A 15,357-nucleotide genomic window follows, 5' to 3' on the forward strand; every position below is an offset into this window, starting at 1 on the left:
ATAAAAAAGCTATGAAGCCAACGTGTGCCGATACTCAATCGACACGCGTTGTTTGAGTTTAGCCTGAGTTAGTAATCATCGTTCAAATACATTCCGCACATTAATCTCTTATACTCTGCATCAGTTTCACGGGACGCAAATAATCGGGAATGCTCGTAAAGCCCAATGTATTTAATGATACAGGATTTATTATCGACCTCAAAGGCTTTTTCCATACCGTCGATTAGATATTGAAAACCAACGTCAAATGCCCCTCTGCTTAAATAATAGTGTGCCAGCTCATACAGAAAAAGAATATATAAATCTGGCGTGATCTTGTGCGTATACGTAACAATAGCTTTTTCCCGCACCATAAAGGCTGCAATGTCTGTGTCGAACTTTTTAAGAAAATAGTCTACCTTGATATCCTGTTGATTGGCGGCTCTGACGATTTTGAACAATCCCGGCATCAGCTCGGTTTGTGAAGCTTCAATGCAGTTAACATAATCCAAAATAGCGCTTACATCTCCGGTTAGCATTTTATATAAAAATAGACTGGACCGTGCCCATCCTTTACATTTGTTCAGCCAGTATTGTGTTTCCTCATCCGTCTCCTTCACCCAGCTTAGATCAGCATACGCGTACGTATATTGTAGCGCTTGCTTGTAGTTTCCCTGAGCCTCACAAATGTTCGCACGAAGATAGTTAGAATAGGCCATATAAAAGAACATCGGTCTTTGTGGCTTTTTGAGTGGTTCCTGATTAACCTTATTGGGCTGGTGCATAAGAAGGTATTGAAAATTAGCCTCATCATCCATATCCTGAGCCAGGTCCTTGGCTAAATCCCACAATTTCCTGTGCATATAGGCAATCGCCAGTTCTCTTAATGCGTCGAGTCGGTCGATGTCATCAAGCTGATCCAAAAGTGGAAAAACCCGGTTAGCAGCATCGACGTTTTGTTCTTTATCGGGTCCCAGCCCAAGAATAAACAAGCGATACTGGCACAAGGCCAGTCGTTCTGAACGTCGGCCTCCCTCTCTTTTGACAATATTTTTGTAGAGCAGGGCTGCGGCGGCATGTTTGTCATGTATAAAAAAATCCTCAGCTACTTCGAACAACAGTGGGGCGTAATTCGTGTTATCCAACCATAAATAGCTGGTTTGCCGAATACACTCCAGCTTGCCCAGTTCTTCACATCGGTATAAAAAAGGTTTAATGTGACGCCAATCAGGTAAGGATTCGACCAGACATTCTTCGATGTAATGTTCATAAAAATGGCCTGTATTCAGTCGCATACCGTATGTAACCCGATCCAGTTGCTCTACCGAGAATGGCATTTTTTTGCCCAAAATAGCATGGACTGTTTCCGTTTCTACATCTGCCATTTCGCAAAATTGGATAATGCTTAGGTCTTCTCGTGCCATGAATTGCTCCAGCTCTGTGCGTATCGTGGTTGTATGTTCCAAATGAACCACCCCTTTCACAATCCGGATGCTAAATCAGTGATTATCTGAACATATTATATCACCGTTTTGGGAATGTTTGTATGTGGAAAAGAGAGCGTCTATTCCACCCGCTTCACAGGCGTTGCCTTCAGCACGGCGTAGCCGTAAGCTGTAAGCTCGGCGCGGAAGCCCTTCGCTCCTGCCGACCACTGGCCTTCGCCAAAAGCCAATTCCCATTCCTGCTCGGGAATGTCCAGCTCAAACACGTGGCTTTTACCGGAACGATTAAATAGCACGAGCAGCACCTCTTCCTCGCTGCGGCGCTCATAGGCGAGGGATGCGCCTTCCGGCTCTGCCTCCAGGAAAGTGAGGCTTCCCGCAGCACGCAGCGCCGGGTGCTCCTTGCGCAGCGCAATCAGCTCGCGGTAAAAGTCGAACAGCCCGCGGTCCTGCTTGTTGGGGTCCCACTCCATACACTTGCGGCAGCCTGGATCGGCATCTCCATCCAGACCGATTTCATCACCGTAATAGATGCAGGGCGCGCCCATGTACGTGAACTGGAACAGAACGGCCAGCCGCATCAGCCGCTGGTCATCACCACACAGCGTCAGGAGGCGCGGCGTGTCGTGGCTATCCAGCAGATTGAAGGCCACTTCAGCGGCCTGCTGCGGATAGCGGGCCAACTGCCGTCCGATAGCAAAAGCGAAGCTTTGGGCATCGGACTCCTTTTTGACGAAAAAATCATTCACCGCATAAGTGAACGGATAATTCATCGTCGCATCAAACTGGTCGCCCTGTAGCCATTCAGACGATTCATTCCACATTTCACCCAGAATGTACGCATCCGGGTTGGCCTGCTTGACCGTGGTGCGGAACTCCCGCCAAAAGGCGTGATCCACCTCGTCTGCCACATCCAGCCGCCACCCGTCGATGCCGATTTCTTCGATCCAATATTTTGCCACATCCAGCAGGTACTTCTTCACCTCGGGATGCTCGGTGTTTAGCTTGGGCATCATCGGCTCCAGCCCGAAGGTATCGTAGGTAGGTGTATCATCAACGACTTCCAGCGGGAAGCTATGTACGTGGAACCAGTCCTTGTAAGGGGAGGCTTCGCCTTTTTCCAGTACGTCCACGAACGGCTTAAAGGTACGTCCCGAATGATTGAACACTGCATCGAACAGTACCCGGATTCCCCGGTCGTGGCAGGCATCCACCAGTTTTTTTAACGTCTCCTTGTCCCCAAAATGCGGGTCCACCTCCATATAATCCTCGGTATCGTATTTATGGTTGGTCGTCGCCTTGAACACAGGCGTCATATACAGGGCGTTAATCCCCAACTCGTTCAGGTGGTCCAGATGATCTATAATCCCCTGTAGATCGCCACCAAAAAAATTGTCGGTTTGCGGCGTGTCCCCCCATGCCTCGGCACCTTCCGGGCTAATAGAGGGGTCACCGTTCGCAAAGCGTTCCGGGAAAATCTGATAAAAAACCGCATCCTTCACCCATGCAGGCGGCTTGAGAATATCAATTGGATTCAAAAACGGGTATTGGAACAGGCCGTCTGCATTTTGCGGCTCTTGGGTGGTGAAGTCGTTCTCGTTCATCCATAGCTGTTCTGCTTCGTCTTCCAGCAAAAATCCATATTTCAGCCGGCGGTGAGTGGGCTTTACGGTACATTGGTAGTAATCAAATCTGGCGTCGGTGGCGAATTTGGACATCGGAATGAGCTGTCGGGTGCGATCCCAGTCGTATTTGTCCCCGGTGAGAGCGTGCACAGCGCTCAGGTCATTTTTTTTCACACGGAGTCGTAAATAAATGGTTGCATCATCATAACCAAAAGCCCAATTGCGCTTCGGATGATGGTATATCGCTTCCAGCAGCATATGGTATTCCTCCTATTTTGCAAGCCGTAGAATTTGAAATCATATAGCATATGTCGTATAAGGTAGTTATTAACCTTTTTATGCGGGTTATGTACCATCAATGCTATAATGCCCATTACTATAAAAGAAAAACGATAAGTAGGTGCGCGTGAATGAAAACAAATGTGTTATATATCGAGGACGATCAGGATATCGGAGCTTGGATGCATCAATATTTGGAGGAGCGGAATTACGCTGTGGTGTGGCTGCGCAGCGGAGATGGAGCTGTGGAAGCATCCCGTACATGCCAGCTTGTGATTCTGGATGTGATGCTACCCGGTCTGGATGGATTTACGATTGGAAAAAGGCTCAAGAAGGAACGTCCCGAGCTCCCCATCCTTATGCTGTCCGCCCGTACTTCTATTGACGATAAGCTGCAAGGATTGGATTTTGCCGACGATTATGTGACGAAGCCCTTTCATCCGGACGAGCTGATTGCACGTATGGAGGTTTTGCTGCGTCGATCTGGTACGGTGCCCGAGGAATCCTTACAGTTGGGGCATCTGACGGTGTACCCTCCCGATAACCGTATTGTGAACCGTGATACCGGGGAAGAAATTACGCTGACAGGCAAGCAATATCATATTTTCGCTTATTTGCTACGGCATTTGGGCCAGATTATGACGAAGGAGCAAATGTATGAAGCCGTGTGGGGTGATCCGTATATGGACGGGGACAAAACCTTGATGGTCCACATTCGGCATCTGCGCGAAAAGCTGGAGGCTGATCCTGCCACACCCCGCATCATTGAGACGATTCGTGGTGTAGGCTATCGGGTTAAGGTGTAATGAACGGGCTGCGAAAGGGAACACGTTTCCGAAATTCACTGTTGTTCCGCTACCTGATTATTCTTGTGGTTGCTATGATGCTATTGCCGATTATGCTGCCTGCTATGTTAATTGTAAGTAGTGTCTTGTCTGCTTGGGTTACGGATATGAAGCCTGCTAATTCACATTATCTCTCCAGTTCCCGGACCGAGGATAGCTGGCATCGCGAAGCTGTAGCCTTGAAAGGAGCCACACCAGAGCAAATCTCAGCCCATCTGCGCAAAATACAGCGGGATATTTTCCCCGATTCACAGATATTTTGGGTGGATACCGCAGGTAAAACAAGGTTGGAGCTACCGACACAGCCTGACGTTCCAAAGCAATGGGATGCGGCACAGACAGTTGTATTTATGAAGCAAGCCATAAATTCAGACTTATTTACTGTAGTCGCGTTTATTGGCGGTGGGAAGAGGAACGCCGATCAGGGCTATATGGTATTAAAAATTCCCCGTTCGTTTTATGATCAGCAGCGTAAAGACAATAGCATGACACTGTACTATCTCTTTTTTATTTTACTAATACTCGTAGCATTTATATTCGTATCTCTCCTGTTTTTTGGAGGCATTCGGCGCAGACTGGTGCGGCTTCAGGCAGCCATGTCGCAGAGGGGAGAGGATGGATTGCCCATTCTCGTCAGCACCGGACGACCGGATGAAATCGGCAAGCTGGAGGAAGCGTTCAACCAGATGGTTGAGCAGCTGGCGGAAAGCCGGGGACGTGAGCGCCAGGAGGAAGAGCTGCGGAAAAGGCTGGTCGCTGATCTGTCACACGATATTCGGACGCCGCTTACGGTCGTACGCAGCCACCTGTACACATTGGACGACGAAAACCTGAGTGACAGGGGAAAACGGTCTATTTCATTGATGGAAAACAAGCTAAAAGACCTCGGAAGTCTGATCGACAACCTGCTTGCCTATAATCTTCTCTCCAGCGGCAAATACACTTTGAATAACGAACCGCGTGATATCCTGCGACTGGTGCGGGAATGTGCGGCCAGCTGGTATCCGGTTTGGGAAAAGGAGGGCTTTGAGGTGGATATCGACTTGCCTGAGCATAGTATCGTGTGGAAGGTCGATGAGCAGGGCTTTCGCCGTTTGCTAGACAATCTCTTCCAAAATGTAGTTCGCCACGCCGTCTCAGGCCAATATATCGGTATCCATATAGAGGAACATAACGGGAAAGAGGCATTAGTCATTGCGGATAAAGGACCGGGAATGGAGCAGCAATCCAGTGGAAAAGGAGCCGGGATTGGCTTGGCGATTACTGAATTGCTGGCTCGTGAAATGAATCTGGAGAGGGACATTGTCAGTTCATCCGTCGGGACACAAATCCGTTTTTTAAACAAAACTTAAACTAAGAGTTCCCTTGGTCTTAAACTTGGCACGTTACGATAGGTGTCGAGGTGAGAAACTTGAACGAATACATTATTGAAACGAACGGTCTTAGCAAATTATACAAAGGACGCCCTGCGGTCAACCAACTGGATCTGAAAATAGGTCGGGGAGATATTTACGGCTTTCTCGGCCCAAATGGAGCGGGGAAAACGACAACCATCCGTATGCTGCTCGGACTCATTCGCCCGACTCGGGGAACGATTCGCATATTTGGCAAGGATATCCGCAGACATAAGCTGGATATTTTGCGTAAAGTCGGCTCGCTGGTCGAATACCCTTCGTATTACGGTCATTTGAACGCAGTGGAAAATCTGGAGGCCATTCGTCGCATTTTAAATGTGCCCAAGGAGAACATTGCGGACGTGCTGGAAGTCGTTCGACTGACCAAGCATGCCAAGCGCCCGGTCAAGGGCTACTCGCTGGGCATGAAGCAACGGCTTGGTATCGCCGCCGCGCTGCTAGGCCATCCGGAATTGCTTATTTTGGACGAGCCTACCAATGGTTTGGACCCGGAGGGCATTCAGGAAATGCGTGCATTGATTCAGGCGATGCCCAAGGAACGAGGAATCACCGTGCTGGTATCCAGCCATCTGCTGAGCGAAGTGGAGCATATGGCGAATACGGTGGGAATTATCCGCGAAGGAGAACTGGTTTTCCAGAATACGATTCACAATCTCCGTCAGGAATCCGCAGGGGGGATTCGTATTGTGACGTCAGACCCGGAAACAGCCCAGCTCATTGCACGTGAGCAGGGTTATCATTCGGTGAGAGACGGGGCTGCTCTGGATTTTGAAAATATGAATGACGCAGCTGTGGCGCTGCTGGTCAGAAGGCTGGTCGAAAACACGCATGCTATATACCGTGTAGAGGAACGCCGCAAATCCCTGGAGGATATGTTCATGCAGGTCGTCGGCAAAGGAGGGACTTCCCTATGATGCTACGAGCGCTGACTGCGGATCTGCTCAAAGCGCGCAGAAAGGGTATCTGGTTTCTGGTGTTTCTAGGACCACTTGGGCTGGTGGCGATGCAGGCACTGAATTTCGGGCTTCGTTATGATTATCTGATTCCGCGCAGCAAGGGTCATCTGTGGGAAGCCTTGATGGATAACATTGCTATTTTTGTTCCCCTTGCGCTGGTGTTAGGGGCCACGATGGTCGCTTCCATGCTGGCGAATGTGGAGCATTCGTCCAACTCATGGAAGCAACTGCTGGCCTTGCCGATCTCCAAATTCAGCGTCTATATGGCCAAGCTGACGCTGGCTATCGGGATGCTGTGTGTATCCTGCCTGCTACTTACCGTTGGAACGTGGGGACTGGGCATGATACTTGGCTTCGGGGGAGAGCCTGCTCCGATAGGAGAATTACTGCGGCTCGGATTCTGGCCCTTGGGAGGTTCACTGCCCATTCTCGTACTGCTGTTGTGGCTAACGGTCACGTTTCATAATCAGGCACTGCCTGTAACACTAGGCATTACGCTAGGCATCGGCAGCTTGTTTGCTTCCCAGCTATCTGGGTATTTTCCGCTGGCTTGGCCTCAATTCGCATGGGCTGCACCTCAGGCGTGGATGTTTGCGTCTATTGGCTGCGGAATGGGTGCGCTTCTCAGCCTGCTGACGGCGGCTCATTTTAGCAGAAAGGATGTGGCGTAATGTTCGGAGGATATGTACGACTGCTTTCTGTTGAACGTTTGAAAATAGCCAAGTCGCCCGTCTGGTTGCTTGCGCTCGTCAGCCCGGGGATTGCCGTTCTGATCGGACTGCTGTCGACTCCCGGAGGGAATTGGCTTGCCTTGTTATCTACTATGCTCACATTGCATGCGCTGCTATTTCTGCCGATGCTGACCGCCGTATTTGCGTCCTTGGTCTGCCGATTCGAACATGGGGGCGGCGGCTGGAAGCAACTGTTGTCGTTGCCATTGTCCCGCACCAGTCTCTACGCAGCCAAGCTGACGATGATTATGGCTTTGGTGGGGCTGACTCAGCTATTGTTCGGGGGAGCGCTGCTGGGTGTCGGAGCTGTGCAGGACATGAACGGGCCGATTCCTTGGTCTATGATTGCCCAAAGTCTGCTCGCAGGCTGGGTAGCCTGTCTGCCGCTGGCTGCGTTACAGCTGATGGTGTCTTTCCTATGGTCCAGCTTTGCCGCGCCGCTCGCCTTGAACTTTGTTTTCACAGTGCCCAATATTCTGGTCGCCAACTCACAGACCTATGGTCCGTACTATCCGTGGGTACAGCCTGTGCTGGCGATGATGCCTGCCGGAAGAGACAGCTTCGGGGCTTTCATCGTACCAGCCGATACGCTGATTACGGTTGTTCTGGGCAGCTTTGCTGTGTTTGGGATTGCGGGCCTGACGGTATTCCGTCGTAAAGAAATATAAGACGGAATATGAGGATTCAGCTCTATCTGTTTTTTCAAGGTCTCTATGAAAACAAATGACCCTCTTATGGGTCATTTGTTTTAAAGTTATCGTTCTTCCAGGTCATATTTCAGCCCTGATATATAAAGATCATTCAACTTCTAGCTCGGGAAGTTATTCTAAATGCGGCATAGGTCATCAGGGCATAAATAATGCCGTACATCGCCCATGTATCCAAGTTGGCTCTAAAGGTGGCTATATTTGTTGTGATAAATAGGAGGGGAAGTAAAAGAGCTACACCTACACCCGGTAGAATTCTCGAATGAAGAATTGCGCACATAATTCCCGTTATAATGGCGATTAGAGGGCATACGAGCAGAGTGGGAACAAGGGGGTTCAGTTGGTGAAAAACTAAATAAATCATAAATACACCTCGCCTTGAAGGAGTATGGCAACTTCGTAGCTAATTTGTGCCCAAAAAACGAACCATTTCTTTATCGGAATGATAGCTCAAGGGAATGACAGCCTCCTCGGAACCTGTCTCTAAACTGTAGCGTCGTATTTCTCTGACTCGGTCCAAAGGTTTTTTCTTAACAAAGTCATATAATATATCAATTGAATTTCCAGAAATATGTGTACCTGATATATATCCTCTTTCAGTTTCTTTTTTTTGAATAAAATCTTTACTCTGTTTTAATTGAATTTTTTTAACGTTTTGTAAGGAATCATCCCATACCATGATTTTATTATTATTTGATATGATATACAAATTTCCGTCATGTATTGCAGTATCATACAAGGAAAATGATTCGTTAGAGATAGAAATTTCTTTATCTAGGGTGCCATTGGAGGGATTTACAATTTGCATAACAGGCCGATCCTGAATACCCGGACGATTTCCATCCAGCATGACGATTAAACGATTATGAAACCATTGAAGGGACGATCCGTTATTTTGCCCCACTGGATAATATGCTTGTTCCTGAGATTTATGATTTGGGATAGAATAATTATGAAGCAAGCTATTTGTGTTTAGGTCAATTACATAAATACCGACGTTTTCTCCATTCCCGTCTATGTATAGTACATAAGCTTTATTATCTTTTTCTACCACAGATTGGAAATATCCTGGCAACATTATGTGATGAAGTGTCGAATTGCCGGTCTTTGAATATACCAACTCATTAGCATATACCTTTGGCGAATATTGTGGATTGTTACCCACATTCATTGAGAAAAATAGATATTCTCCACTACTTTTAACAAAAGAGGTGCCGATTGCTCTATCCTGGTCGTACTTTGAAGGACCAAAAAAAGAGCGAATGATCCCTGATTTATCCAGAACATAATGCCGATTTTGTCGCTCAGAGGTGATATAGTAGTTGCCAGACAACTTGGTAGAATAATAGAGAGCACGACCATTTTCTAGCTTCTGCACACCTATAATATCTCCAGTAGGGCTGTAGCTTACAAGATCAGCACCTTCCTTCATTGCGTCAGAATAGATGGCCACAAAGCCTTTTTCAGCGGTATTCAGTTCTATATTTTTTGAGAGAGCACTCATAGATGGATTAGAATTTTGAGATGAATGATTTTCTGTATTTTTATTAATGATAAAAAGGGTTAAAAGAAGAACGATTATGCATGCTATAACAATTACGATCCAAACCACCTGTTTCTTTGTTAGCAATGTCTTTACCCCCATGAGAATTTTGATATCAATATAAAAAATGATTCCAGTTAGTAGAATTGTGTATTTCAACTAACTGGAATTTTAAGTATTATAGTTGATTACTATGATTAGTTACTATAATATATACTCGTATTACCTGATTTTGCAATTTCCATTGGAGTTACAATAGGGTCGATAGTGACATAATCGACATCAATTCCTTGAGTTTTCCACGCTTTCCATACTAATTGTGAGCAATAAAATTTATCTTCAGACCACGGATTAACAAAATTCCAATTGTAAGGTTTACCTATTTTCGTGTAGGCATAGCTGGCAGCCCCTGTATAATTACTGCTACTAGCACCTTTAACATGCATAGCATAAATATTGGTACGACTACCCCAATCGTTTGTATGATACTGTACTCCATCTGCAGGGAATGATTCTATAGTGTAGCCGTTGGTATTAGATACGATCCCTGCATGTCCAGGGTAACCAAAATCAATTCCCCAAGAGCTTGCGTTAAAGGCTACTAAAATATCTCCGTAGGAACCTAATTTAGTAGCGTTCGGCGAAATGGCTGTGTTCCGTTCGTCAGATTTGTCTCCTTGCAACGCGATCGCTTGCTGGTCTTCGAGGGCTTTTTCTTTTAATTTTCCACTATTGATATACTCAATTTCTTCCATATTATGCTTCTTAACCATTTCAATATCCTGATCAGTCATTCCTGCACCCTTCATTTCCTGGTAAACATCAGTGGAAATGGATGAATTCACTTCTTCAGCGCTGGCTTGAATAGTAGGGAGAGCCAAAACACTGATTACAACACTTAAAGATATAATCGTTTTAAATAATTTGTTCATATTACTTCAGCCTCCATCGTTAATAAATTAGATAAAACAAAACAATACAATACACTACATAATAGATACATGGTTTTCAGTTTTTCGTTTGAATCAAAGTCAAAATTCACCTCCACATGTAAAAGTGATCATCCAGCCCTTTGATATTTTTATAAAAGACCGAGGTAAAAGTAAGCTTATGTAATGTTATAAAAAGAAACAAAGGGAAGAAGTGACAGCTTAGTATATTGAATCAGGTAAACGCACTTCGCCAGAGGTATTACCTGAATACAACCATTCTATTTTCGGAAGAAGTTAGGTCTTAAAACCCTTTATTTCTTGTATTCTTATTTACTCATTATCTGGTATTATAATATACATATTTAACAATAAAATTCTTTAAAATGGTCTAAATGGATGTATTATAGGCGTGAACGACATGTTTATGTCAGGTTATATTTTTAAAAGAGCTGCTTGTATCAATCATTAAAATCTGTCGGGAGTTTTGAAAGGGGATGTTACTTTGCTGAAGGTTGCTATTTGTGATGATGAAGTGGAGCAACAAAATCATGTGAAAAAGCTATTCTTGAAAATGGACCAAGAATTTCATATTTCTTGCTTTTCCTCTGGTGAGGAACTGTTAGCTTATTATCAAGAAAATGAAAAAAATCCCTTTCATGTTCTTATTCTGGATATTGAGATGATCGGTATGAATGGCCTTGAGACAGCAAGAATGATACGTGCAATTCCAGATTATGATGTTCAGATTATTTTTTTAACAAGTTATCCTGAGTATGTGATGGACAGCTTTGATGTTCAGACATTTCAATATTTGCTTAAATCAGTTTCCTACGAAATTTTTGAACAGAAAATTATTAAATTATCTAAATATATTCTTTCTTTAAAGAAGCGTTTTCTGGTCATTAAAGTAGATTGTCAAGAGATTGTATTGAAATATGCGGATATTATATCTGTAGAAATGCATGGTGGATCTATGAGTCGTCGAAAACTGGAGATTACAACCATATGTGACAAGTTCCTTATGAGGGGAATTCTGTCCGATTATGCAAAAAGACTGGGGCATTATCAATTTTTACAGGTTCATCGTTCTATTCTTGTTAACATGGAACATATTAACAAATTTTCGGGGCATTTCGTTTTTATGTCGAATGGCACAGAATTCCCTATAGGTCGCTCCAAATTAAAGTCTGTTAAGGACGCTTATACCAAATATATGATTGGTGAATTTAAGGTAAATGGGTGATTTAATGATATACAAGTTTCTTGTGTGAGACATTGTTTTGAAGTTAATGTAGTAAGTACATACATGAAGGTAATCAGCAGATGATGGGAAGTTATTTAATTCGTTTTATGGAAGGTAAAGCATTGGAAGGAGGATCCTTGAACGATTGCGGAGTATGTGAACAGGCTGCTGGTATTGTCAGTTTCTTTTATAATAACACTTATATTTTTTATATTTAAAAAAAACCTTAAGCGGGGAGGTAACCCTAGAGTACATGGAGGATACTATTTAATAATAGTACTTGTTATACTAATCAGTACACTCATTATAAACACGTTATTTCATTATTGCAGTACAAATATTTTTTGTGTATTCTCTGTTATTGGACTATTGATCGTTAATTTGTTGGTTCTTTATTTGTTCTGCAATATGATCGAAAAGTTTAGATTGGCTGAAGTGAATGTGCAATTGCTAAGACAAATGGAATATCAGGATACAACTTATGATAAAACAACTAATTCCTTCAAGGACATCAAGCGGATTATACATGATACCAATAAGCATCTCTTGTTTATAGATAGATGTATTGAGGAGGGGAGGTTGCATGAGGCCTCAGGATATATCCATCTGACTCTGGACAAGATAGACATTTCGTATTTGAAAGTAAATACTGGAAATCTGGTCATTGATGCGTTGGTAAGTAATATATTAAATATTGCACAGGATAACGGAGTACGGGTCAAATACAAAATTAATCTTCTTGATAAAAACCTGAAAATCGAAAGATATGATCTCTGTGTCTTGTTAGGAAACATATTGGACAATGCAGTTGAAGCGGCGATATTATCAGGCCAGACAGATGATAAGTATGTGGAGATTAATATATTTTCTAATGAGTACACGCTATTTATGAATGTTATTAACACAATGAAGGATTTCACATGTAGTTTTCGTACGAAAAAACAAGAGCCTGATTTTCACGGAAACGGGTTAGCTAACATTCGAAGGGTTACGGAGAAATACGATGGAAATATACGTATTGAGGCTATGAATCACAGATTCAACATCATGGTTTCTCTTCAGCTTTTAGAATGAATATAGTTGGATAAGTATGTTTTTTGAAGTATACATCGCGCCGGATTGATAAAATACGATAATACATCTCAACCCGGCGTAGGACACATTTTATACTAAGCCCGGCAGGGCACGGATATTGTCACTGATGAGGTGGCAGGAGGCGTCGAACCTGGCTTGCTCTTCCGGGCTTAGCTCCAGCTCGATGACCTCTTGAATTCCTTTACTGCCGATGATCGCCGGAACGCCTGTGCAGACATCGGTATGTCCATACTCGCCGTCTAATACGGCCGATACTGCTATAATTTTACCGTCATCATTCAAAATCGAACGGGTAATGTACGCCAGCGCATTAGCAATGCCGAAATAAGTAGCCCCTTTGCGGGTGAAAATCTCCCAGCCTGCATCCTTCGTTTTGCGGGCGATGTCATCCAGATCGACGTGGCTGAACCGCTCCTGATGCTGACGCAGGATGTGCAGGATTGGCTTGCCGCCAATGGTCACGTGCGACCATGCAACGAACTGGGAATCACCGTGCTCGCCAAGAGCATACCCCTGTACGCTGCGCGGATCTATGGAAAACACCTCGGAAAGCAGCGTCTTAAGCCGGGACGAGTCAATGGAGGTGCCCGTGCCGATCACCTTGTTGCGTGGAAGACCGGATATGCTTTGTACGAGATAGGTCACAATATCGACAGGATTAGCTGCAATGACGAAAATGCCGTCAAAGCCGCTTGCCATAATCGCCGTTACAATTTCGCGCGTAATGATCACTGCATCATCCAGTACGGACAGACGATCTTGACCTGGTTTGGGGTTAGCCCCTGCCGTGATAATGACAACGTCCATATCCGTGCAATCTGCATATCTTCCTGCATGTACCTTGGTACGTGTGGACGTAAAATCCATACAATGGGACAGATCCAGCGCATGGGCCAAAGCCCGATCATACGTGCGGTCAATCATCATAATTTCGTCACAAATGGACTGATTGACCATTGAGTAGGCACAGCTCGAACCAACCATACCCGCGCCGACAATAGCTACCTTCCTTGCCTTCCCCTTCATTTATGTTTCCTCCTCGTTCCAGCGAACGTTAATATGCTATAAATTATGCCTTAAACCCATTTTACGTTACATAACATAACATATTGCTGAGCTTTTGGAAATATCCATTGTTTTGCCTTCATTCCGAAAAATATAAAAATAACGATGGCCAGAGGTGCATATATATGCTGAAATATAGAGAATACATGGAATACGCAGTGTTTTTGCAGGTATGGATTGCAGGGAGTGAGTAGCTTCTTTTTGAGGTGGCATACGCATGGATTGTACTTTTCGACGCATTGATGGTAGGAATAATGCCATGGGATTATGTAGAGTATGACATTTATGTGACGTTTCTAAAAAATGCTCCCTAATTGAATGGGAAACATGCGAGGCACCACGGACTTTGTCAGATTTTAAATGCTGCTGGTTTATCCAGCAATAAGCTATATAACATGGTGCTGTACAAGCGAAGCGGTGGCGATGGGAAGCCCATCCGACTGCGCAGTGGCACAATAGGAAACTTTTAAGCCGCGCTTATCATGGTAATATGAAGTCGCTTCCTGCATTTTTATAAAATATTCGCTTATGACAAAGGTTCCTAGCAGTCCGCAATATTAGAACATTTTTGCCAAAGGGTTTCCATTTGATTCCGCGAATTGTACATATACAAGCTTATTTCTTTCCATACCATCCGGGGAGGTAATGATCAATGGAAGAAAGCAGATCGACGACGGAAGCAGCAAAGCAGTTGGGAATCGGAGCTAGTACCCTTCGTAAATATGCGGCAGCGCTGGAGGAGCAGGGCTATGTGTTCCCCCGTTCCGCCAATCAATCGAGAATGTTCAGTCCAGAGGATGTAGAGTGCTTAAAGGTGATGCGAGGGGCGTTGCGTGAGGAGCATTTGACGATGGAGCAGGCGGTTCAGGTGGTGCTTGAGAGGATAACCGCACCCTTCCAAATCGAGGATGCAGGCGTCCGTTTGCCCCCCGTATCGGACGGTGAGTCCCTGGCTGCAACCTGGGAGGAAATATTGGCTGCGGCAGAGGGCAGGGATGAGTCTGTAATGCAGGCGCAAGCCGCCGCTACTCTTGAATCGATAGGAATAGAGGATGAAGTTAGCGTGCAGGAACAACAGAAGCATACCTTGGAGCTAACGATTGAGCACAGGCTGGAGCAAACAAGGGAGAGGGAGAAAGAAGAACCGGAACAGACACCAGTGCAGATCCAAACGCAGGAGCCTATAGAGTCCCAAGCAATGACGGAGATGCAGATCATGGTGCAGAGCGCTCTACTGGAGATGCGAAGTCGATTGGAAGAGCTGGAAACAGAGCATAGCCGTTTGGTGGAAAAGAACATCAACCTCTCCAATCAGTTGGAGGAACAAAAGCGCTGGATGAAAGAAAGGGTGGAGGAAGAACGGGATCGGCAGTTAATCACCAATTTGCGAACCTATCAGGGCAGACAGCGTAAGTCACGCGGTTCGCTGCTGTCCTGGCTCGGTTTGACACCACGCAGACGTAGAGAAGCATAGGTATGATAAGACCATCAGACCTT

Annotated in this window: 13 protein-coding genes; 8 read left to right on the forward strand and 5 right to left on the reverse strand. The window is 45.1% G+C overall.

The genetic code is table 11. From position 1 onward, the window contains the following. Positions 1-68: 68 nt before the first annotated feature. Together NST83_RS02515 and NST83_RS02520 are read right to left on the reverse strand one after the other, a co-directional pair. Complete coding sequence (locus tag NST83_RS02515) at positions 69-1,445, reverse strand: transcriptional regulator (protein ID WP_342416450.1); 1,377 nt, start codon at positions 1,443-1,445, stop codon at positions 69-71. 98 nt (positions 1,446-1,543) lie between these two features. After that, positions 1,544-3,307 (reverse strand): alpha-glycosidase, encoded by a 1,764-nt coding sequence (locus NST83_RS02520; RefSeq protein ID WP_342416451.1) that lies wholly within the window; start codon positions 3,305-3,307, stop codon positions 1,544-1,546. A gap of 152 nt (positions 3,308-3,459) precedes the next feature. Between NST83_RS02520 and NST83_RS02525 the strand changes: the two genes are divergently transcribed. The 5 genes from NST83_RS02525 to NST83_RS02545 are packed head-to-tail and all read left to right on the forward strand — an operon-like array spanning position 3,460 to position 7,943. Beyond that, positions 3,460-4,134, forward strand: a complete 675-nt coding sequence (locus NST83_RS02525) for a response regulator transcription factor (RefSeq protein ID WP_137061368.1) — start codon at positions 3,460-3,462, stop codon at positions 4,132-4,134. Continuing rightward, positions 4,134-5,525, forward strand: a complete 1,392-nt coding sequence (locus NST83_RS02530) for a HAMP domain-containing sensor histidine kinase (protein ID WP_342416452.1) — start codon at positions 4,134-4,136, stop codon at positions 5,523-5,525. Before NST83_RS02525 ends, NST83_RS02530 begins: the two co-directional genes overlap by 1 nt. 59 nt (positions 5,526-5,584) lie before the next feature. Next, positions 5,585-6,502 carry an ABC transporter ATP-binding protein gene (locus NST83_RS02535; RefSeq protein ID WP_342416453.1) on the forward strand — a complete coding sequence of 306 codons (918 nt, stop codon included), beginning with the start codon at positions 5,585-5,587 and terminating at the stop codon, positions 6,500-6,502. Next, the gene (locus NST83_RS02540) at positions 6,499-7,215 is read left to right on the forward strand and encodes an ABC transporter permease (protein ID WP_342416454.1); all 717 of its coding nucleotides are present in this window, start codon (positions 6,499-6,501) and stop codon (positions 7,213-7,215) included. Before NST83_RS02535 ends, NST83_RS02540 begins: the two co-directional genes overlap by 4 nt. Next, positions 7,215-7,943, forward strand: coding sequence for an ABC transporter permease (locus tag NST83_RS02545; RefSeq protein WP_137061372.1), 729 nt, complete (start codon positions 7,215-7,217; stop codon positions 7,941-7,943). Before NST83_RS02540 ends, NST83_RS02545 begins: the two co-directional genes overlap by 1 nt. Before the next feature lie 442 nt (positions 7,944-8,385). On the opposite strand, the gene NST83_RS02550 is transcribed toward NST83_RS02545, so the two are convergent. Together NST83_RS02550 and NST83_RS02555 are read right to left on the reverse strand one after the other, a co-directional pair. Then, positions 8,386-9,612, reverse strand: coding sequence for a hypothetical protein (locus tag NST83_RS02550; RefSeq protein WP_342416455.1), 1,227 nt, complete (start codon positions 9,610-9,612; stop codon positions 8,386-8,388). Between the two features lie 110 nt (positions 9,613-9,722). Then, entirely contained in the window at positions 9,723-10,457 is a 735-nt protein-coding gene (locus tag NST83_RS02555) for a YiiX/YebB-like N1pC/P60 family cysteine hydrolase (protein ID WP_342416456.1), read from the reverse strand. Positions 10,458-10,959: 502 nt separating this feature from the next. Between NST83_RS02555 and NST83_RS02560 the strand changes: the two genes are divergently transcribed. Together NST83_RS02560 and NST83_RS02565 are read left to right on the forward strand one after the other, a co-directional pair. Continuing rightward, the gene (locus tag NST83_RS02560) at positions 10,960-11,700 is read left to right on the forward strand and encodes a LytTR family DNA-binding domain-containing protein (RefSeq protein ID WP_137061375.1); all 741 of its coding nucleotides are present in this window, start codon (positions 10,960-10,962) and stop codon (positions 11,698-11,700) included. Between the two features lie 579 nt (positions 11,701-12,279). Beyond that, the gene (locus NST83_RS02565) at positions 12,280-12,774 is read left to right on the forward strand and encodes a GHKL domain-containing protein (RefSeq protein ID WP_170970764.1); all 495 of its coding nucleotides are present in this window, start codon (positions 12,280-12,282) and stop codon (positions 12,772-12,774) included. A 90-nt stretch (positions 12,775-12,864) separates the two neighbouring features. Here NST83_RS02565 and NST83_RS02570 read toward each other — a convergent pair whose 3' ends face one another. Further along, on the reverse strand, positions 12,865-13,821 hold the full coding sequence (locus NST83_RS02570; RefSeq protein ID WP_137061377.1) for an L-lactate dehydrogenase: 957 nt from the start codon (positions 13,819-13,821) through the stop codon (positions 12,865-12,867). A 691-nt stretch (positions 13,822-14,512) separates the two neighbouring features. Here NST83_RS02570 and NST83_RS02575 point away from each other — a divergent pair. Further along, positions 14,513-15,334: a MerR family transcriptional regulator gene (locus tag NST83_RS02575; RefSeq protein ID WP_342416457.1), complete on the forward strand. Its 822-nt coding sequence runs from the start codon at positions 14,513-14,515 to the stop codon at positions 15,332-15,334. Positions 15,335-15,357: the final 23 nt, after the last annotated feature.

The organism is Paenibacillus sp. FSL R10-2782, assembly GCF_038592985.1.
GTDB classification, from domain to species: Bacteria; Bacillota; Bacilli; order Paenibacillales; family Paenibacillaceae; genus Paenibacillus; species Paenibacillus terrae_C.

Excerpts from the sequence above, each read along its gene's own strand:
- NST83_RS02520 (WP_342416451.1), bottom strand. The coding sequence starts at position 3,307 with ATGCTGCTGGAAGCGATATACCATCATCCGAAGCGCAATTGGGCTTTT.
- NST83_RS02525 (WP_137061368.1), top strand. The coding sequence starts at position 3,460 with ATGAAAACAAATGTGTTATATATCGAGGACGATCAGGATATCGGAGCT.
- NST83_RS02530 (WP_342416452.1), top strand. The coding sequence starts at position 4,134 with ATGAACGGGCTGCGAAAGGGAACACGTTTCCGAAATTCACTGTTGTTC.
- NST83_RS02540 (WP_342416454.1), top strand. The coding sequence starts at position 6,499 with ATGATGCTACGAGCGCTGACTGCGGATCTGCTCAAAGCGCGCAGAAAG.
- NST83_RS02545 (WP_137061372.1), top strand. The coding sequence starts at position 7,215 with ATGTTCGGAGGATATGTACGACTGCTTTCTGTTGAACGTTTGAAAATA.
- NST83_RS02555 (WP_342416456.1), bottom strand. The coding sequence starts at position 10,457 with ATGAACAAATTATTTAAAACGATTATATCTTTAAGTGTTGTAATCAGT.
- NST83_RS02570 (WP_137061377.1), bottom strand. The coding sequence starts at position 13,821 with ATGAAGGGGAAGGCAAGGAAGGTAGCTATTGTCGGCGCGGGTATGGTT.
- NST83_RS02575 (WP_342416457.1), top strand. The coding sequence starts at position 14,513 with ATGGAAGAAAGCAGATCGACGACGGAAGCAGCAAAGCAGTTGGGAATC.